Raw genomic sequence first — 18,017 nt, 5'->3', positions numbered from 1 at the left:
AGGACTCTCATCCGTGTCGCGTCACCTCGTGAAAGGACTGGCGTTCGTCGGCTCCTTTGTCGTTTTCTCAACAATTGCCGGTTGCATCAGTACCCATGGCATCGCCCCGCAGGAACAGCGCCTGGGCAATGACCAACTGGCCACCGACGCCGCCATCCAGTCCGCCAACCGCGATGCGAAGTGGCCGGCCGAGCAGTGGTGGCGCGCCTTTGGCGACCCGCAGTTGAACACCTGGGTGCAAACCGCCCTGGATAACAGCCCGAGCCTTTCCGAGGCCGAGGCGCGGGTGCGCATGGCACTGTCGATGGCCGGGGTGGCCGAGTCCGCCGAGTCGCCGCAGGTCAGCGCGGATGCCTCGCTGACCCGTCACAAGTGGCCCACCGACTATTTCTACGGCCCGGGCGACCTGGCCGACACCACCAGCTGGAACAACAACGCTTCCCTGGGCTTCTCCTACAACCTCGACCTCTGGGGCCGTGAGCGCAGCAACACCGAGCGCTACATGAACGTGGCCTACATGACCGCCGCCGAGGCGCGCATGGCCCAGCTGGAGCTGGAGAGCAACCTCGTCCGCGCCTACATCCAGATGTCGCTGCAGTACGCCGAGCTGGACATCGCCGAGGCCATGCTCGAACAGCAGCAACAGATTCTCTCCCTGGCCCAGCGCCGCCTGGCCGGGGGCCTGGGCACCCAGTTCGAGGTCAGCGAGGCCGAGGTGCCGCTGCCGGAGACCAAGCGCAAGATCGACGCCATCGAGGAAGCCATCGCGCTGTCGCGCAACCAGATCGCCGCCCTGGCCGGCAAGGGCCCGGGCGCCGGCGCCGCGCTGGGACGGCCGAAGCTGGCCCTGGCGAAGCAGCCGGGGCTGCCCAGCGCGCTGCCGCTGGAGCTGGTCGGCCGCCGTCCGGACGTGGTCGCCATGCGCTGGAAGGTCGCCGCGCAGGCCAAGGGCGTGGACGTGGCCCGCGCCGAGTTCTATCCCAACGTCGACCTGATCGCCAGCCTGGGCTACAGCGCCGTGGGCGGTGGCATGCTGGAGTTCATCACCGCGCGCAAGTTCACCTACAGCGCGGGCCCGGCGATCTCCCTGCCGATCTTCGACGGCGGCCGCCGCCGCGCCCAGCTGGGCCAGGAGTCGGCCGGCTACGACGCCGCCGTGGCGCAGTACAACCAGACCCTGGTGCAGGCGCTCAAGGGCGTTTCCGACCAGTTGATCCGCACCCATTCGATGGAGAAGCAGCAGACCCTCGCCGAGCAGGCGGTGGCCTCCGCGCAGAAGACCTACGACATCGCCGCCAAGGCCTTCCGCGGCGGCCTGACCGACTACCTGCACGTGCTCAACGCCCAGACCCGTCTGTTCCAGCAGCAACTGACCCTGCAGCAGGTGCAGGCCGCGCGCCTGGAAACCCACGCCGGCCTGGTGGTGGCCCTGGGTGGCGGCCTGATGGCGCCCAAGGACGCGCCGGGCGAGCACCGGATGGTCCCCGAGACCGTCTCCGTGCGGCCGCTGAGCGAGCGCTGAGATGGCCAGCAGCCAAGCTCTGCAAACCCGCTCGCCGCTGGAGGAGGTGCGCCGCGCCTTCTTCGAGTGGGCGCGCAGCGACGGCGTGACCTGGGTCTACGTCGCCAAGGTGCTGACCGCCGCCATGCTCACCCTGTGGCTGGCCATGCGCCTGGAGCTGCCGCAGCCGAGCACCGCGACCATCACCGTGTTCATCGTGATGCAGCCGCAGAGCGGCCAGGTGTTCGCCAAGAGCTTCTACCGCATCCTCGGCTCCCTGGTCGGGCTGACGGTGATGGTGGCGCTGATCGCGGTGTTCGCCCAGGAGCGGGTGCTGTTCCTGCTGGTGGTGGCGCTGTGGGTCGGCGCCTGCACCGCCGGCGCCGCGCGCTACCGCGACTTCCGTTCCTACGCCTGCGTGCTGGCCGGCTACACCGCGACGCTGATCGGCCTGCCGGCCACCCTGCACCCGGAAGCCGCCTTCATGTCGGCGGTATGGCGGGTGCTGGAGATCAGCCTGGGCATCCTCTGCTCGACCGTGGTCAGCGCCGTGGTGCTGCCGCAGACTTCCGCCGCGGCCATGCGCAACGCCCTGTACCAGCGCTTCGGCGCCTTCGCCTGGTTCGTCCTCGACAACCTCGGCGGCGGCCAGCGCCAGCGTTTCGAGGCGGCCAACGTCAACTTCGTGTCCCAGGCCGTGGGCCTGGAGGCGCTGCGCAGCGCGACGCGCTTCGAAGACCCGCACATGCGCCTGCGCAGCGGCCGCCTGGCGCGCCTGAACAACGAGTTCATGGTCCTGACCACCCGCTACCACGCCCTGCACCAGTTGCTCGAACGCCTGCGCAGCCAGGGCGGCGAGCGCGTGCTGGAAGCCCTGGAGCCGTGCCTGGACGAGCTGCGCGAAGTGCTCGGGCCGTGGAAGGGCAAGCCGCTGCTGGACCGCGACGCCGCGGCCCTGGCCGAGCAGCTGGAAATGCGCCGCCAGCGCCTGATGCAGCGCATCCGCGAGGCCCGCGCCGCGGTGCGCGAACAGGTCGAGGAGGTCGGCGAGCGCCTGGACTTCAACACCGCCGCCGAGCTGCTCTACCGCCTGGTGGCCGACCTGCACAACTACGCCCTGACCCACGCCTCCCTGGCCGACCACCACCACGAGCGGGAGAACTGGAAGTTCGGCTTCTCGCCCAAGGCCAACCTGGTCGGCTCGCTGGTCGCCGGGGCGCGCACCACCCTCATGATCCTGGTGTTCGGCCTGTTCTGGATCGAGACCGCCTGGCCCAGCGGCAGCACCTTCGTGCTTAACGCCGCGGCCGTGGCGGCGCTGGTCTCGGCCGTGCCGGACCCCGCCAAGCTGGCCATGCAGATGGCCGTGGGCACCTTCTTCGCGGCCATCCTGGGCTTCGCCGAGACCTTCTTCGTGTTCCCCCACCTGGATGGCTTCCCGCTGCTGTGCGTGGCCCTGGCGCCGGTGTTCGCCCTGGGCGCCTTCCTCTCGGTGAAGCCGGCCTACGGCGGCTACGGCCTGGGCCTGCTGGTGTTCTTCAGCTTCGGCGCCATCCCGGCCAACATGACCGTCTACGACGCCGGGCGCATGCTCAACGAGTACATCGCCCTGGTGCTGTCGCAGAGCTGCGCGGCGCTGGTGGTGGCGGTGCTGCTGCCGCCCACCAGCGCCTGGCTGTGGCGGCGCCTGGAGAAGGACCTGCGCATGCGCGTGGTCGAGGCCATCAGCGGCAAGAGCGCGGGCCTGGAGGCCACCTTCGAGAGCCGCACCCGCGACCTGATGAACCAGGCCTACGGCGTCGCCGCGCGGCGCCCGGACGTGCAGCGCGGCCTGCTGCGCTGGATGTTCCTGGTGCTGGAGGTGGGCCACGCCATCATCGAGCTGCGCAACGAACAGGCGCGTCTGCCGGACGAGCCCTGCTACGCCGAGGCCATGCCCTGGCGCCAGGCCATCCGCAGCATGGGCCGCGCGCTGATCCGCCTGTTCGTGCAGCCGGGCGAGGCCAACCGCGAGCGCGCCCTGGCCGCCGTGGAACATGCCATCCTCACCACCAAGGCCACCGAGGAGCCGTGCGCGCCGGACTTCGAGAGTTCGCCCCTGCGCCGGGTGGTCAGCTACCTGCACTTCATCCGCACCACGCTGCTCGACCCGCAGTCGCCGCTGCGTGATGCCAGCCAAGGAAACGCCAGCCATGCCGCTTGACGACCTGCCGCGGGAAATCGCTTTCCACGGCGTCTACATGCCGACCCTCACCGCGCTCTTCGTGGTCGCGGCGGTGATCTGCTGGGTCATCGACCGCATCTTCGCCTCCATCGGCCTGTACCGCTTCACCTGGCACCCGGCGCTGTTCCGCGTGTGCCTGTTCGCCTGCCTGTTCGGCGGCCTGTCCCTGACCGTCTACCGATAACGAGCCAGTTCCCATGACCTTGAAATCCGTCTTCAGCCTGCTGGCGACCCTGATCATCCTGGTGATCGCCGTGTTCATCGGCCGCACCCTCTGGGTGAACTACATGGACACCCCCTGGACCCGCGACGGCCGCGTGCGCGCCGACATCATCAACGTCGCCCCGGACGTGTCCGGCGTGGTGGTCGACGTGCCGGTGCGCGACAACCAGCAGGTGAAGAAGGGCGACCTGCTGATGCAGATCGACCCCGACCACTACCGCATCGCCGTGAAGCAGGCCGAGGCCCAGGTCGCCTCGCGCCTGGCCACGCTGAAGATGCGCCAGCTCAACGCCAAGCGCCGCGCCGCGATGGACAACGAAGTGGTGTCCCGCGAGAGCCTGGACGACGCCAGCAACACCGCCGCCGCCGCCGAGGCCGACTACCAGCAGGCCCAGGCCGCGCTGGACGCCGCCAAGCTGAACCTGGAGCGCACCCAGGTGCGCGCCTCGGTGGACGGCTACGTGACCAACCTCAACGTGCACCGCGGCGACTACGCCCGCACCGGCGAGGCGAAGATGGCGCTGGTCGACGAGAACTCCTACTGGGTCTACGGCTACTTCGAGGAAACCAAGCTGCCGCACATCGCCGTGGGCGACCCGGCCGAGCTGCAGCTGATGAGCGGCCAGCGCCTGAAGGGCCACGTGGAAAGCATCGCCCGCGCCATCTACGACCGCGACAACCCGGAAAGCCGCGAACTGGTCGCCGACGTCAACCCGACCTTCAACTGGGTGCGCCTGGCCCAGCGCGTGCCGGTGCGCATCCACATCGACGAAGTGCCGGAAGGCGTGCTGCTGGCGGCGGGCATCACCACCACGGTGATCGTCAACCCGGGCAGCCAGGACGCGACGGCGCAGTGAGCGCAATGCGCGTCAGGTAAAAAACAGGGGCTTCGGCCCCCGTTCGTTTTTCCCGGCGGAGGCCCTGTAGGAGCGGGCCCTGCCCGCGATTCGCGCGCAGGGCGCGCTCCTACATGGAATGGCGTAGGTGGGGCAGCGTAGGAGCGGATCTTATCCGCGAACCGAGCCGGAACCTCCGGCTATCGCGGACAAGGTCCGCTCCTACGGGGGAGGAATACCGTGTTTCCCGGCAACCTGTAGGAGCGGGCCCTGCCCGCGATATCGCGCGCAGGGCGCGCTCCTACATGGAATGGCGTGGGCGGGCACAGCTTCTCGTAGGAGCGAGCTTGCTCGCGAACAAACGCGGTGCCATGCGGTTCGCGAGCAAGCTCGCTCCTACGAAGATACCAAGAGCGTTTCGGCGCTGATCCAACCGCCTCAGCGCTTGGCCAGGGTAGCGCCGCGCCCCAGGTTCTGCGCCTTGGCCACGCTGCAGCTGGCGCCGGCGAGGAATTGCGAGTTGCTCAGCCATTCCTGCTGCGGGTAGTAGGCGAACACGTAGCTGCCTTTCTGCAGGGTGTCGATCAGCTTCTGCGCCACCTGCGGGCGCACCGCCGGGCAGCCCTGGCTGCGGCCCAGGCGGCCGAGGCCGGGGACCACCTTGGGATCGGCGTAGGCTGCCGCGTGCATGACGATGGCGCGTTCTTCGCTGTTGTCGTTGAAGCCCGGTTCCAGGCCCAGCAGGCGCAGCGAGCGGCCGTGCTTGCCGCGGTAGGTCTGGCCGGTCTGGTACAGGCCGATGGACGACTGGTAGCTGTTGGGACGGTTGGAGAACGAAGTGGCGAGGTCGTCACCGCTGTTCTTGCCGTGGGCCACCCACTCCTCGAACAGCAGCTTGCGCCGCTGCAGGTCGAACACCCACAGGCGCTTGTCGCGCGAGGCCTTGGAGTAGTCGATGACGGTCAGCAGTTCGTCGCGCCCGCCCAGTTGCGCGGCGTTGGCGCACTGGTAGGCGCTGAGCGCCAGGCGCAGGGCCTGCAGGTTGGTGGCCGGGGCCAGGCGGTGGAGTTCCTCGGCGCTGGGCAGCGCCGCTTGGGCGAGGCTGCTGCCGAGCGCGTAGAGCGCGCCCACGGCGAGCAGCGGCCGGAGTTTCCCCCAGACGGTGGATATGGACGGCATGGCGCCGTTCCCCCTTTGTCACTTCCTAAGGTCTGTTTTCGATTGCGCATGCAAGTGCGCGAAATTGGGGGGATTCTCGCCTATTTTTTGATCGATGCCGGTACCGCTTGTCGGTCGTTGGTGGTGATCACCGTGAAGTCCGGGTTGCTGCGCGTCTCGCGGCTGGACGGCAGGTCGGTGATGACCAGGGTGCTGCCGACGTCCATGGCCAGCAGCAGCGAGTGCAGGAAGTGCGCGTCCATGCTGAACTGGCCGAGCTGTTCGGCGGGCGTCAGGCCGGCCTGCGGGTTGCTCACCTGCACCGCGCTCCAGCGCAGGTTCGGGCTAGGGCTGGCCAGCTGTTCGGGGCTGGGCCGCTCCAGCAGCGAGAAGGCCGCCACGCCGGTGCGCGCGCCGGGGTTGTCGAGGGCCACCGGGGCGCTGCCGATCTGGGTGCCGCCGCGGTACACGTAGGCGCGGCGGTCGGCGCGGCTGATCAGCACCGCGATCGGCCCGAGGGTTTCGCCCGGGTCGCTCCAGTAGGGTTCCACCGCCGGGCTGGCCGGGCCGCTGGCCTTGCCTTCGCTCACCTGCGGGGCTAGCAGGCCGGGGTGGTAGACCTCCACCGGCGAGCTCTTGGCGTCGGAGATGATCACCGTGGTGTTGCTGAAGCCGGTGACCTCGTAGAGCTTCTTGGCGAAGGCCATGGGCAGGCGGATGCAGCCGTGGGAGGCGGGGTAGCCGGGCAGGTTGCCGGCGTGCAGGGCGATGCCGTCCCAGGTCAGGCGCTGCATGTAGGGCATGGGCGCGCTGTCGTACAGGTCGGAGTGGTACTCCACCTTCTTCTGCAGGATGGTGAACACGCCGGTGGGGGTTTCCTTGCCGCGCTTGCCGGTGCTGACCGTGGCCACGCCGATGGCGATGCCGTTGCGGTACACGTAGGCGCGCTGTTCGGTGAGGCTGACCACCACCGTGACCGGGCCCTGCGGGGAAATCTCCGGGTACCAGAGGAACTGCCCGGGCTTGAGCTTCTTCAGCGCCGCCTGCAGGTCGTTGAGCGGCGAGGCGTGGCCGGAGTTGGCCTCGGCGGGGAGGACGACCAGGCTGAACAGCAGCAGGACGAAAGACAGGATCTTCATCGTATTCCTTCGAGGCGCGGGCGTCCTCGCAGCTTAGTCGGGGCCGAGCCGCCCCTGCAATCCGCGATGCCGGACGGCAGGCCTCAGTCCAGCGCGGCCAGCTCGGCGGCGCTCAGGGCGCGGTACTGGCCCGGCGCCAGCTGCGGGTCCAGGGCCAGGCCGCCCATGCGTTCGCGGTGCAGGCGGGTGACCTTGTTCTGGAAGTGCCCGAACATGCGCTTGACCTGGTGGTAGCGGCCTTCGTGGAGGGTCAGGCGCGCCGCCCGCGGGGCGAGGATCTCCAGCTGCGCGGGGAGGGTGGTGAGGTCCTCGTGGCGGAAGTACAGGCCGCGGGCGAAGACTTCGGCGTAGTGGGCCTCGATCGGCTGCTCGGTCTCCACGTAGTAGACCTTGGGCAGCTTGCGCCCGGGCAGGGTCATGCGCCGTGACCACTGGCCGTCGTTGGTGATCAGCAGCAGGCCGGTGGTGTTGAAGTCCAGCCGCCCGCCGATGTGCAGTTCGTGCTTGTCCGGTTCGTCGAGCAGGTCGAGCACGGTACGGTGTTCCGGGTCCCGGGTGGCGCTGACGCAACCGGCGGGCTTGTGCAGCATGAAGTAGCGCGCCGGGCGGCCGGCCTGCAGCACCTCGCCATCCAGCTCCACGCGGCTGAATTCGCGCACCTCGTGGCGGCTGTCGCGGACCTCCACGCCATCCACCTTCAGGCGCCCGGCGGCCAGCAGCAGGCGAGCGTCCTGGCGGCTGAAGCGGGGCAGGTTGGTGAGGAAGCGGTCCAGGCGCATCAGGCGGGTTCGTCGTCGGGCGGCAGGCTCTGCGCACAGCGCGGGCACAGGCAGGCGCGGTCGAGCAGCTGTGGCGGGACGCGGGCCAGGGCGGCGGGGTCGATGCGCGTCTGGAAGCACCAGCAGAGCGTCCCGTCGGCGTCCGGGTCGGCCTGGCTGCAGCTGTTGCGCTGGCCGCAGAGGGGGCAACGGGTGGGATCGGGGGTGTCGGTCATGGTGCGGGTCGGTGCTTTGCTGGAGCACAGGGTGCAGCGGGTGGCGCTGGGGTGCAAGGGGAATCGGATGCTTGGGGGGTGTGAATGGGGTTTGCTGGGGGTGGAGGTGTTGGGGTTAAGAGCGCCCTCTCCCCAACCCTCTCCCGCAAGCGGGAGAGGGGGCTGTTCGGAGTGGGTGGGGAGTTTGGAGTCATCCTGGAACGCCTAGCCCCACCCCGTCATTCCCGCGAATGCGGGAATCCAGTGACGGGCGGTTCGCGAGCAAGCTCGCTCCTACGAAAAGCAAAAGCAAAAGCAAAAGCAAAAGCAAAAGCGCGTTTGCTCTTGGGATTTCCAGAGAAATATCCGAGCGCACCGGAGTGCCCCTTCAGAAGGCCGAGCGAAACCGGCGCTCAGGAGGTCATGCGACATGGATGTCGCGAGAGCCCCGATGGGCTACAGGGACGTACCCTCGGGGCGGGCCTCCGTGGCGGGGGAATTCGCGAGGGTAGCCCGACTCTGTCGGGCCCGTATGCGGGGCAAGCCTTTTTGGTTCCTTTTGTGGCGTTTGACAAAAGGGACTCGCCCGAGGGGGCGAAACAAAAAATCTCCGCAGACTCGGTGCGGCGCGTTACACCGAGCCCAACGCAAAAGTCTCTGGGTTCCCGCGTTCGCGGGAATGACGGGGGGGGGGAGGTTGGGTGCGAGGGACCAAGCCCTCGCAAGCAAGCAAATCCATACCCCCATCCCAAATGAAAATGCCGTTTCTCCCAAGGGAAGAAACGGCATTCTCTTCAAAGCCCCACCACACCGGCAGGGCTTTCCTCACGCCAAAAGGCTTAGGCTTGAACGACCGGAATCTTGGCGTTCGCAGCAGCTTCCTTGAACTCGGCGATCTGGTCGAAGCTCAGGTAGCGGTAGATATCGGCAGACATGCTGTCGATATCCTTCGCGTAGGCCATGTACTCCTCGACGGTCGGCAGCTTGCCGATGATCGAAGCCACAGCGGCCAGCTCCGCCGACGCCAGGAACACGTCGGTGGAATCGCCCAGGCGGTTCGGGAAGTTACGGGTGGAGGTGGAGACCACGGTGGAACCGGTCTGTACGCGCGCCTGGTTGCCCATGCACAGCGAGCAGCCCGGCATTTCCATGCGCGCGCCAGCCTTGCCGTAGATGCCGTAGTAGCCTTCCTCGGTCAGCTGGTGGGCGTCCATCTTGGTCGGCGGGGCCAGCCACAGACGGGTCGGAATGCCACCCTTGACCTTGTCCAGCAGCTTGCCGGCGGCGCGGAAGTGACCGATGTTGGTCATGCACGAACCGATGAACACCTCGTCGATCTTGCGGCCTTGCACGCTGGACAGCAGGCGGGCGTCGTCCGGATCGTTCGGGGCGCAGAGCACCGGCTCTTTGACGTCGGCCAGGTCGATCTCGATGACCGCGGCGTATTCGGCGTCCTTGTCGGCTTCCAGCAGTTGCGGGTTGGCCAGCCAGGCCTCCATCGCTTTCGCGCGGCGCTCCAGGGTGCGGGCGTCGCCGTAGCCTTCGCCGATCATCCAGCGCAGCAGGGTGATGTTCGACTTCAGGTATTCGGCGATGGCCTCTTCCGGCAGCTTGATGGTGCAACCGGCGGCGGAGCGTTCGGCCGAGGCGTCGGACAGCTCGAAGGCTTGCTCGACGGTCAGGTCGTTCAGACCTTCGATCTCGAGGATGCGGCCGGAGAAGATGTTCTTCTTGCCTTTCTTCTCGACGGTCAGCAGGCCGGCCTGGATGGCGTAGTAGGGGATGGCATGGACCAGGTCACGCAGGGTGATGCCCGGTTGCAGCTTGCCCTTGAAGCGCACCAGTACCGATTCGGGCATGTCCAGCGGCATGACGCCAGTGGCAGCGGCGAAGGCCACCAGGCCGGAACCGGCCGGGAAGCTGATGCCGATCGGGAAGCGGGTGTGCGAGTCGCCGCCGGTGCCGACGGTGTCGGGCAGCAGCATGCGGTTCAGCCAGCTGTGGATGATGCCGTCGCCCGGACGCAGGGACACGCCGCCGCGGGTCATGATGAAGTCCGGCAGGGTGTGGTGGGTCTTGACGTCGATCGGCTTCGGATAGGCCGCGGTGTGGCAGAAGGACTGCATCACCAGGTCGGCGGAGAAGCCCAGGCAGGCCAGGTCCTTCAGCTCGTCGCGGGTCATCGGGCCGGTGGTGTCCTGGGAACCGACGGTGGTCATCTTCGGTTCGCAGTAGGTGCCCGGACGCACGCCCTTGCCTTCCGGCAGGCCGCAGGCGCGACCGACCATCTTCTGCGCCAGGGTGAAGCCCTTGCCGGTGTCGGCGGGGGATTCCGGCTTCTTGAACAGGTCGGACGGGGCCAGGCCCAGTTCGGCGCGGGCCTTCTCGGTCAGGCCACGGCCGACGATCAGCGGGATACGGCCGCCGGCGCGGACTTCGTCCAGCAGCACGGGGGTCTTCAGCTCGAAGGTGGTGACCACTTCGCCGCTGTCGTGGCGGGTGACCTTGCCTTCGTACGGGTACACGTCGATGACGTCGCCCATGGCCAGGTTGGTGCAGTCGAACTCGATCGGCAGGGCGCCGGCGTCTTCCATGGTGTTGTAGAAGATCGGGGCGATCTTGGTGCCGAAGCAGAAGCCGCCAGCGCGCTTGTTCGGCACGTAGGGGATGTCGTCGCCGAAGAACCACAGCACCGAGTTGGTGGCGGATTTACGCGAGGAGCCGGTGCCGACCACGTCGCCGACGTAGGCGACCGGGAAGCCCTTGGCCTTGACCGCTTCGATCTGCTTCAGCGGGCCGACGGCGCCCGGCTGGACCGGCTCGATGCCGTCGCGGGCCATCTTCAGCATGGCCAGGGCGTGCAGCGGGATGTCCGGGCGCGACCAGGCGTCGGGCGCCGGGGACAGGTCGTCGGTGTTGGTTTCGCCGGGCACCTTGAACACGGTCAGGGTGATCTTCTCGGCCAGCGCCGGGCGGGCCTGGAACCACTCGCCGTCGGCCCAGGATTGCAGCACGGCCTTGGCGGCGGCGTTGCCTTTCTTGGCGCGTTCGGAAACGTCGTGGAAGGCGTCGAACATCAGCAGGGTGTGCTTCAGTTGCGCGGCGGCGACTTCTGCCAGTTCGGCGTCGTCGAGGGCTTCGACCAGGGTGGCGATGTTGTAGCCGCCCTGCATGGTGCCGAGCAGTTCGAGGGCGCGCTTGCGGTCGATCAGCGGCGAAGCGGCTTCGCCCTTGACCACGGCGGACAGGTAGCCGGCCTTGACGTAGGCGGCTTCGTCGACGCCCGGCGGGACGCGGTTGGTGATCAGGTCGAGGAGGAATTCTTCTTCGCCGGCCGGCGGGTTTTTCAGGAGTTCGACCAGACCTGCGGTCTGTTCGGCGTTCAGCGGCTGGGGCACGATACCCTGGGCGGCACGCTCTTCTACGTGTTTGCGGTAGGCTTCAAGCACAGTATTTCCCTCATCAGTGGTCCCGTGGGACGCGTATCCAGGAGACCTCGCCGATCCATTCGTCAGGCATGGTGGACGGTAATCCACGGACCTACGACGGCACCGGCAGCCTCCAGACAGAAGCTGTTTTCAAAGTTTTACGCCGGAGGGCCTGGGACGAGGGGGACTGGGCGCTTGAGGGAGGCGCCCAGGCCGCGAGGCCGCCGGAATCTGTGCTTCGTGACGCTTTGAAAACAGCTTCGAACGGGCATTGCGCCTTGTGAAAGGCGGGCCGATTCTACTGGAATTCATTGCTGAAAGTAAGCGCCATTGCGCCGATGCGGAAGGTGATCTTGCCTAGACAAAGGGCTAAGATGACGCCCGTCCCCCGTTGTCCCGAAGCCGTTCCGCCATGTCCTCCCAGCGCATCAAGACCCCCTGTGTCGGCCTCTGTTCCACCGTCTACGGCGACCTCGTGTGCCGCGGCTGCAAGCGCTTCCATCACGAGGTGGTGAACTGGAACCTGTACGGCGAGGAGGAGAAGCGCGCGGTGTGGAAGCGCCTGGAAGTGCTGCTGGTGCAGGTGATGGTGGCCAAGCTGGAGGTGTTCGACGCGCCGCGCCTGCGCGCCCAGCTGGAGCAGCGGCAGATCCGCTTCGTCCCCGAGCAGTCGCCGTACTGCTGGGCCTACCAGCTGATCGCCCGCGGCTCGCGGCTGATCCAGAACCTCGATGCCTACGGCGTGGCCCTGCTGCCGGAGTTCCGCGAGCGGCCGCTGCCGGAGCTGCGCGACGCCATCGACCGCGAGTTCTTCCTGCTTTCCGAGGCCCACTACGACCGCTACATCGCCCCGCGCTTCCTCAGCGAGGGGATGGACCTGCGGGTCTGAACCAGCACCCGCCGTTCGTCGGTTTCAGCGCCGCGCCTGCTTCAGCGTCTCGGCGATGAGGAAGGCCAGCTCCAGCGACTGGTCGGCGTTCAGCCGCGGGTCGCAGTGGGTGTGGTAGCGGTCGCTGAGCCCGGCCTCGGTGATCGGCCGCGCGCCGCCGATGCACTCGGTGACGTTCTGCCCGGTCATCTCGATGTGGATGCCGCCGGCGTGGCTGCCTTCGGCCTTGTGCACCTCGAAGAACTGCCGCACTTCGGCGAGGATGCGCGCGAAGTCGCGGGTCTTGTAGCCGCTGGAGGCCTTGATGGTGTTGCCGTGCATCGGGTCGCAGCTCCACAGCACCTGGCGGCCTTCGCGCTGCACGGTGCGGATCAGCCGCGGCAGGCCGTCGCCGACCTTGTCGGCGCCCATGCGCACGATCAGGTTGAGGCGGCCGGGGTCGTTGTCCGGGTTGAGGATGTCGATCAGGCGCAGCAGCTCCTCGTCGCCCATGCTCGGCCCGACCTTGACGCCGATGGGGTTGCCCACCCCGCGCAGCATCTCGACATGGGCGCCGTCCAGCTGGCGGGTGCGGTCGCCGATCCAGAGCATGTGCGCCGAGCAGTCGTACCAGCCGCCGGTCAGGCTGTCGCGGCGGATGAAGGCTTCCTCGTAGTTCAGCAGCAGCGCCTCGTGGGCGGTGAAGAAGCTCACCTCGCGCAGTTGTGGGGCCGTGTCCAGGCCGCAGGCGCGCATGAAGGCGAGGGTTTCGTCGATGCGCCCGGCGAGCTGGCTGTATTTTTCCGCCAGGGCCGAGTTGGCGATGAAGTCGAGGTTCCACTTGTGCACTTCGTGGAGGTCGGCGAAGCCGCCCTGGGCGAAGGCGCGCAGCAGGTTGAGGGTGGCGGTGGACTGGTGGTAGGCCTGCAGCAGGCGCTGCGGGTCCGGCACGCGGTTGGTCTCGTCGAAGCCGATGCCGTTGACGATGTCGCCGCGGTAGGCCGGCAGGGTCAGGTCGCCCACGGTTTCCTCGCCGGAGGAGCGCGGCTTGGCGAACTGCCCGGCCATGCGCCCGACCTTCACCACCGGGCAGCCGGCGGCGAAGGTCATCACCACCGCCATCTGCAGCAGCACCTTGAAGGTGTCGCGGATTTTCGCCGCGGAGAACTCGGCGAAGCTCTCGGCGCAGTCGCCGCCCTGCAGCAGGAAGGCGCGCCCGGCGGTGACCTCGGCGAACTGCCGGCGCAACTCGCGGGCCTCGCCGGCGAACACCAGCGGCGGATAGCTGGCGAGGCTCTGTTCGACCTGCTGTAGGCGCGTGGCGTCGGGGTAGACGGGTTGCTGCTGGATGGGGCGGCTTCTCCAGCTGTCGGGGCTCCAGGTCTGGCTCATCGGGGGCTCGCGGGGCAATGGCGGATAGTCGCCCATGGTAACACCGGGCGGGGCCACCTTCAGCGCGGCGGGGCTGGTATCCTTCGCCTTCCATGAGCCCGCGGCCGTCGCCGTCCTTGCCCTGCGGAGAGCCCGCGTGTACCAGAGCCTGCCTTCCAATACCCTTCCGCATCGCCGGCCGCGCGCTGGCGCCCGTTGCCGTGGCCGGGGGCGCCGGGCATGAGCGAGGACCTGCTGATAGCCGAGGAGCGCGACGCCTACGGGGTGATCCGCGTGGTGGAGCAGGGCGGCTACCGCTACCTGGAGTTCGGCGAGGAGGTGGAGCAGAGCTGCGTGCGCATCGGCGATCCGGCCTGGCTGGAGTACGACTATTCCCGCGCCATGCTGCTGGGCGCGCTGTGCCATCCCGCGCCGCGCCGCGCGCTGTTCCTCGGCTTCGGCGCCGGCAGCCTGACCCAGGCCTGCCTGAAGCACCTGGCGCTGGACGAGGCGGAGGCCGTCGAGCTGCGCCCGGCGATTCCGCGCCTGGCCCGCGAGCACCTGGGCCTGGTGGACGAGCCGCGCCTGCGGTTGCGCATCGGCGACGCGGTGGAGGAGCTGGGCAACTGCGAGCCGGCCGACCTGATCTTCCTCGATCTCTATACCGACACCGGACCCGCGCCGGCGCACCTGGGCTGGGACTTCCTCGGCGCCTGCCGCGACAAGCTGCGCCCCGGCGGCTGGCTGATCATCAACCAGTGGAGCACCGACGACGGCCGGCCGCTGGGCGCGGCCCTGCTGCGCGGGCGCTTCCACCGCCACTACCTGGAATGCCCGGTGCCGGAGGGCAACGTGATCGTCTTCGTGCCCGCCGACGTCGAGCAGAGCCTGGAGCCGCGCGGGCTGAAAAAGCGCGCCAAGGCCCTGCAGGGCGACCTGGGCTATGACCTGGGCGTCTACATCGACGCGCTGCGCCCCGCGCAGTAGCGGCGGGGCGCCCGCTCAGGGGAGCTGGTAGCTGAGCGTCAGGTTGAGCCGCGGGCTGCGCTCGTCGTTGTCGATGGCGCGGTCGGCGAACGGTTTGGCCACTTCCATTCCCAGCACGTACTGCTTGCGGTTGGAGAAGCGCACCCCGACGGCGCCGGAGCCGAGCTTGGCGCCGGGCTGGCCGTTGGCGTTGTAGTGGGTGCGCGCGCCGTCCACCACCAGGTAGGGCTGCAACTGGTTCATCCACCTGTTCTGCCAGAGGAACGAGTAGTTCACCTCGTAGGAGGCGCCCCAGCCCTTGTCGCCGGTGGCCTGGTCGTCCGGATAGCCGCGGCCGAAGTTGGCGCCGCCGTAGGTGATCTGCTCGGAGTCCGGCAGGCTGTCGTGGGCCCACTGGAAGCTGACGTTGGCCACGCCCTGCATGCGTTCGCCGAACTGGTTCTGCTGGGCGCCGAAGCCGAGCACGCGGGTGAAGTCCTTCTTCGCCGGCGCGGTGCTCTGCGCGTCGAAGGCGTTCAGGCCCTTGTAGACGGCCAGGCTGCCGGCGCGCGCCTGCTTCTCGGCGAACTGCTGGACCAGGGTGTCGATGCCCACCACGCGCAACTTGCTGCGCAGCTTCACGCTGTAGGGCGTGGCCGGCGCCAGCAGGTCGTAGCGGCTGCTGTCGTCGACCGTGTAGGCGCGCAGGTTGACGTCCCAGGTGAGGTTGCGGCGCAGCAGCACGGGGATGCCCAGGCCGGCGCTGACCCGTTCGTTCTCGCGCTTGCGCGCGTACTGCAGCGGGCCGATCACCACGCGGTCTTCCAGGCTGGCGTTGTAGTGGCTGTAGCCGGCCATCAGTTGCAGGCCGTTGTCGCCCAGCAACTGGCTGTAGTTCCAGGCGCGGTAGTGCTCCTTGTCGTCGCCGGGCGGGTAGAGGTAGCTGAACTGCAGTTGTTCGCCGCGGCCCAGCAGAGAGGCCAGGGTGGCGTTGAACAGCCCGCGCGGGTTGCCGTGGCGCGAGTCGAAGTCGGCGCCGGTGGTGACCATCTCGTGCCTGCCGAGCATCTCCAGCACGGCGCCGCCATCGGTGGTGGTCGGCGGGTTGAGGACCATGTCCATCTGCAGGCCGGGAACCCGGCTCATCAGCACGCTGAAGCGCTCGAAGCTGGCGCGGCTCAGCGGCCGTTCGGCCTTCAGGCGCTCGATCCAGCGCGCCACGCGGGCCTGGTGCACGCCCAGGTCGCCGGCGCTGCGCACTTCGCGCAGGTGGCCTTCGATCAGCATGATGCGCCCGACGCCGCCGCGGAATTCCTGGTTGGGCACGTAGGCGAAGGAAATGACGAAGCCGTCGTCCTGGTAGCGCCGGGTGATGGCCTTGGCCGCCGCCACCAGTTCGCCGATCTTGATCTCGCGGCGGGTCAGCGGCTCCAGCAGGGGCTTCCAGGTGGCGATGGGGTAGTGGCCGCCGCCGGCGACTTCGATGCGCCGCAGGCGGATGCGCCGTTCGAGCAACTGCTGCGGCTGCGCGGCCGCCGGGGTGCTGACCCGCGGCGCCTGCGGGCGCACGTCGCCGCCGGGCAGGTTGGGCCTGGGCAGGCTCTGTTCGATGTCGGAACCGGGCAGTTGGATGGGGCGGTCGGCCCAGGCGAGGGGGCTGGCTAACAACAGCGTTACTACGGTCAGCTTGCGCATGGCTTCTCCCTGAAGCCGTTAAATGAAAGGGCGAAGGGCCGTTGCCGACCCTTCGCCGTTCGCTTTGGCGGGCTTGCCGTCAGTTTCCGGACTTGCCGCCCAGGCTGCCGGTCACGCCGCCCAGCAGGCCACCCACGGTGCCCAGGGTGCCGCCGAGCAGGCCGCCGTTGCTGGCCAGGCCGTTGCTGCCGACGCTGCTGGTGACGCCGCCGAGGGTGCCAGTGACGCCGGAGAGCAGGCCGCTGACCGGGCTGCTGCTGCCGGTGACGCCGCCCAGGGTGCCGGTGACGCCGGAGAGCAGGCCGCTGACCGGACTGCTGCCGCCGGTGACGCCGCCCAGGGTGCCGGTGACGCCGGAGAGCAGGCCGCTGACCGGGCTGCTGCCACCAGTGACGCCGCCCAGGGTGCCGGTGACGCCAGAGAGCAGACCACCGACCGGGTTGCTGCTACCGGTAGCGCCGCTCAGGGTGCCGGTAACGCCGGAGAGCAGGCCGCCGACCGGATTGCTGCTGCCGGTGGCGCCGCCCAGGGCGCCGGTGACGCCCGAGAGCAGCCCGCCGATCGGGTTGCTGGGGCTGCTGCCGGCCTGTGCGTTGACCAGGCCGCCCGTCGCGCTCACGGCCTCGCCGACGTTGGTCACGACGCTGCCCACCGGCGCGAGGACCGGCGTGGCGCTGCCGAGCTGGGTGCCGACCTGGCCCACCAGGCCGCCGACCGTGGTCACCAGGTTGTTCACCGGCGCGCCCAGGCCGGTGGTGGCGCCGACCTGCTGGGTCACGCCCTCGACCTGGCCGACCAGGCCGGCGGTGGTGGCGCTGAGCTGCTTGGTCAGCGGGCTGAGCGGGCCGCTGGTGACGGCGCCGCTGAGGGAGTCGCCGAGCATGCTGATCTGCCCGCCGACGCCATCGACCACGCCGCCCAGGGTGGCGGTCACCGGTTTCAGCGGGGTGTTGGCGCCCACCGCGGCGACGGTGCTGCCCAGGTCGCTGACCGCGTTGCCGACGCTGCTCACCGTGCCGGTGGCGCCGGCGACTGTGGTGCCCAGGGCATTGGGATTGCTGCCGAGCTGGCCGATGCCGTTGGTGATACCGCTGCCCAGGCTGTTCACGCCCTGGCCGACGTCCTGGATGACGTTGCCGGCGCCTTCGCTCACGCCGCTGCCGACCACCGGCAGGTCAATGCCCTTGACCACGCCGCCGACGCCATTGACGGTGTTGCCCAGGGCGCTGACCGCTTCGCCGGTGTTGCTGAGAATGGTGCTGGTGGTGCTGGAGGTGGTGCTGCCGCCATCACCGCCATTGTTGCCGCCATTGCCGCCGTCGCCACCGCTGCCGCCAGTACCGCCGGAACCGCTGCCATCGCCACCGCTACCCGAGCCACCGTCGCCGGCGCCCTGGCCGGAACCGTTTCCGGAACTGGCGACACTGCTGTGATGGCCGCCCTTGCTGCTGCACCCTTGCAGCGACATGGCAACGACCAGAAGAGACAATGCGAATACACGAATGGGACCAGACATCTTGTTGGGCTCCTCCCTGACGGGCTCTGGTGTTTCAGGGGAAGCCTCGATCCGCCAGCGGGAAGAGCGCCTCTCCTGATTTCCGGCACAGTCTTCGTGCTTTGTCGGGAGGGCGAAATT

The 18,017-nt window shown here is 68.7% G+C and carries 14 protein-coding genes; 6 read left to right on the top strand and 8 right to left on the bottom strand.

Annotated features, from left to right (window positions below; genetic code table 11):
- Positions 1 to 13: 13 nt before the first annotated feature.
- Genes BM060_RS16380 through BM060_RS16365 form a run of 4 tightly spaced genes read left to right on the top strand, consistent with a single transcriptional unit; the run spans position 14 to position 4,804 of the window.
- On the top strand, positions 14 to 1,522 hold the full coding sequence (locus tag BM060_RS16380; protein WP_083426788.1) for an efflux transporter outer membrane subunit: 1,509 nt from the start codon (positions 14 to 16) through the stop codon (positions 1,520 to 1,522).
- A gap of 1 nt (position 1,523) precedes the next feature.
- Positions 1,524 to 3,704: an FUSC family protein gene (locus tag BM060_RS16375; RefSeq protein WP_074981039.1), complete on the top strand. Its 2,181-nt coding sequence runs from the start codon at positions 1,524 to 1,526 to the stop codon at positions 3,702 to 3,704.
- Between the two features lie 4 nt (positions 3,705 to 3,708).
- Positions 3,709 to 3,909 (top strand): DUF1656 domain-containing protein, encoded by a 201-nt coding sequence (locus tag BM060_RS16370; RefSeq protein WP_074981174.1) that lies wholly within the window; start codon positions 3,709 to 3,711, stop codon positions 3,907 to 3,909.
- Positions 3,910 to 3,922: 13 nt separating this feature from the next.
- Positions 3,923 to 4,804, top strand: coding sequence for an efflux RND transporter periplasmic adaptor subunit (locus tag BM060_RS16365; RefSeq protein ID WP_074981037.1), 882 nt, complete (start codon positions 3,923 to 3,925; stop codon positions 4,802 to 4,804).
- Positions 4,805 to 5,221: 417 nt separating this feature from the next.
- Here the strand turns inward: BM060_RS16365 and BM060_RS16360 are convergent, their stop codons facing one another.
- The 5 genes from BM060_RS16360 to acnB form a co-directional block, all read right to left on the bottom strand.
- Positions 5,222 to 5,962 carry a murein L,D-transpeptidase catalytic domain family protein gene (locus tag BM060_RS16360; protein ID WP_074981035.1) on the bottom strand — a complete coding sequence of 247 codons (741 nt, stop codon included), beginning with the start codon at positions 5,960 to 5,962 and terminating at the stop codon, positions 5,222 to 5,224.
- An 80-nt stretch (positions 5,963 to 6,042) separates the two neighbouring features.
- On the bottom strand, positions 6,043 to 7,080 hold the full coding sequence (locus BM060_RS16355) for a L,D-transpeptidase (protein WP_074981033.1): 1,038 nt from the start codon (positions 7,078 to 7,080) through the stop codon (positions 6,043 to 6,045).
- 83 nt (positions 7,081 to 7,163) lie between these two features.
- Entirely contained in the window at positions 7,164 to 7,859 is a 696-nt protein-coding gene (locus tag BM060_RS16350; protein ID WP_074981031.1) for a pseudouridine synthase, read from the bottom strand.
- Positions 7,859 to 8,074: a cysteine-rich CWC family protein gene (locus tag BM060_RS16345; protein WP_009619090.1), complete on the bottom strand. Its 216-nt coding sequence runs from the start codon at positions 8,072 to 8,074 to the stop codon at positions 7,859 to 7,861. The genes BM060_RS16350 and BM060_RS16345 overlap by 1 nt, the downstream gene beginning before the upstream one ends.
- Positions 8,075 to 8,892: 818 nt before the next feature.
- Positions 8,893 to 11,502, bottom strand: a complete 2,610-nt coding sequence (gene acnB, locus BM060_RS16340) for a bifunctional aconitate hydratase 2/2-methylisocitrate dehydratase (RefSeq protein ID WP_074981029.1) — start codon at positions 11,500 to 11,502, stop codon at positions 8,893 to 8,895.
- Positions 11,503 to 11,893: 391 nt separating this feature from the next.
- On the opposite strand from acnB, the gene BM060_RS16330 reads away from it, so the two are divergent.
- Positions 11,894 to 12,370, top strand: coding sequence for a DUF1289 domain-containing protein (locus tag BM060_RS16330; protein WP_074981027.1), 477 nt, complete (start codon positions 11,894 to 11,896; stop codon positions 12,368 to 12,370).
- A gap of 24 nt (positions 12,371 to 12,394) precedes the next feature.
- Here the strand turns inward: BM060_RS16330 and BM060_RS16325 are convergent, their stop codons facing one another.
- Entirely contained in the window at positions 12,395 to 13,741 is a 1,347-nt protein-coding gene (locus tag BM060_RS16325; protein WP_074981025.1) for a class II 3-deoxy-7-phosphoheptulonate synthase, read from the bottom strand.
- A gap of 219 nt (positions 13,742 to 13,960) precedes the next feature.
- Between BM060_RS16325 and BM060_RS16320 the strand changes: the two genes are divergently transcribed.
- The gene (locus BM060_RS16320) at positions 13,961 to 14,707 is read left to right on the top strand and encodes a spermidine synthase (RefSeq protein ID WP_074981023.1); all 747 of its coding nucleotides are present in this window, start codon (positions 13,961 to 13,963) and stop codon (positions 14,705 to 14,707) included.
- Between the two features lie 15 nt (positions 14,708 to 14,722).
- Here the strand turns inward: BM060_RS16320 and BM060_RS16315 are convergent, their stop codons facing one another.
- Positions 14,723 to 16,381 (bottom strand): ShlB/FhaC/HecB family hemolysin secretion/activation protein, encoded by a 1,659-nt coding sequence (locus BM060_RS16315; protein WP_074981021.1) that lies wholly within the window; start codon positions 16,379 to 16,381, stop codon positions 14,723 to 14,725.
- 79 nt (positions 16,382 to 16,460) lie between these two features.
- Positions 16,461 to 17,849 carry a collagen-like triple helix repeat-containing protein gene (locus tag BM060_RS16310; protein WP_245322955.1) on the bottom strand — a complete coding sequence of 463 codons (1,389 nt, stop codon included), beginning with the start codon at positions 17,847 to 17,849 and terminating at the stop codon, positions 16,461 to 16,463.
- Between the last annotated feature and the right edge of the window lie 168 nt (positions 17,850 to 18,017).

The organism is Pseudomonas citronellolis (assembly GCF_900112375.1).
Lineage (GTDB): Bacteria > Pseudomonadota > Gammaproteobacteria > Pseudomonadales > Pseudomonadaceae > Pseudomonas > Pseudomonas citronellolis.
The sequence above is the reverse complement of the archived record's forward strand: the minus strand, read 5'-3'. Positions and strand labels throughout refer to the sequence as shown.

Bases quoted from the DNA above. Each gene is read 5' to 3' on its own strand.
- BM060_RS16375 (WP_074981039.1), top strand. From the start codon at position 1,524: ATGGCCAGCAGCCAAGCTCTGCAAACCCGCTCGCCGCTGGAGGAGGTG.
- BM060_RS16365 (WP_074981037.1), top strand. From the start codon at position 3,923: ATGACCTTGAAATCCGTCTTCAGCCTGCTGGCGACCCTGATCATCCTG.
- BM060_RS16360 (WP_074981035.1), bottom strand. From the start codon at position 5,962: ATGCCGTCCATATCCACCGTCTGGGGGAAACTCCGGCCGCTGCTCGCC.
- BM060_RS16355 (WP_074981033.1), bottom strand. From the start codon at position 7,080: ATGAAGATCCTGTCTTTCGTCCTGCTGCTGTTCAGCCTGGTCGTCCTC.
- BM060_RS16350 (WP_074981031.1), bottom strand. From the start codon at position 7,859: ATGCGCCTGGACCGCTTCCTCACCAACCTGCCCCGCTTCAGCCGCCAG.
- BM060_RS16345 (WP_009619090.1), bottom strand. From the start codon at position 8,074: ATGACCGACACCCCCGATCCCACCCGTTGCCCCCTCTGCGGCCAGCGC.
- BM060_RS16330 (WP_074981027.1), top strand. From the start codon at position 11,894: ATGTCCTCCCAGCGCATCAAGACCCCCTGTGTCGGCCTCTGTTCCACC.
- BM060_RS16325 (WP_074981025.1), bottom strand. From the start codon at position 13,741: ATGAGCCAGACCTGGAGCCCCGACAGCTGGAGAAGCCGCCCCATCCAG.
- BM060_RS16320 (WP_074981023.1), top strand. From the start codon at position 13,961: ATGAGCGAGGACCTGCTGATAGCCGAGGAGCGCGACGCCTACGGGGTG.
- BM060_RS16315 (WP_074981021.1), bottom strand. From the start codon at position 16,381: ATGCGCAAGCTGACCGTAGTAACGCTGTTGTTAGCCAGCCCCCTCGCC.
- BM060_RS16310 (WP_245322955.1), bottom strand. From the start codon at position 17,849: ATGTCGCTGCAAGGGTGCAGCAGCAAGGGCGGCCATCACAGCAGTGTC.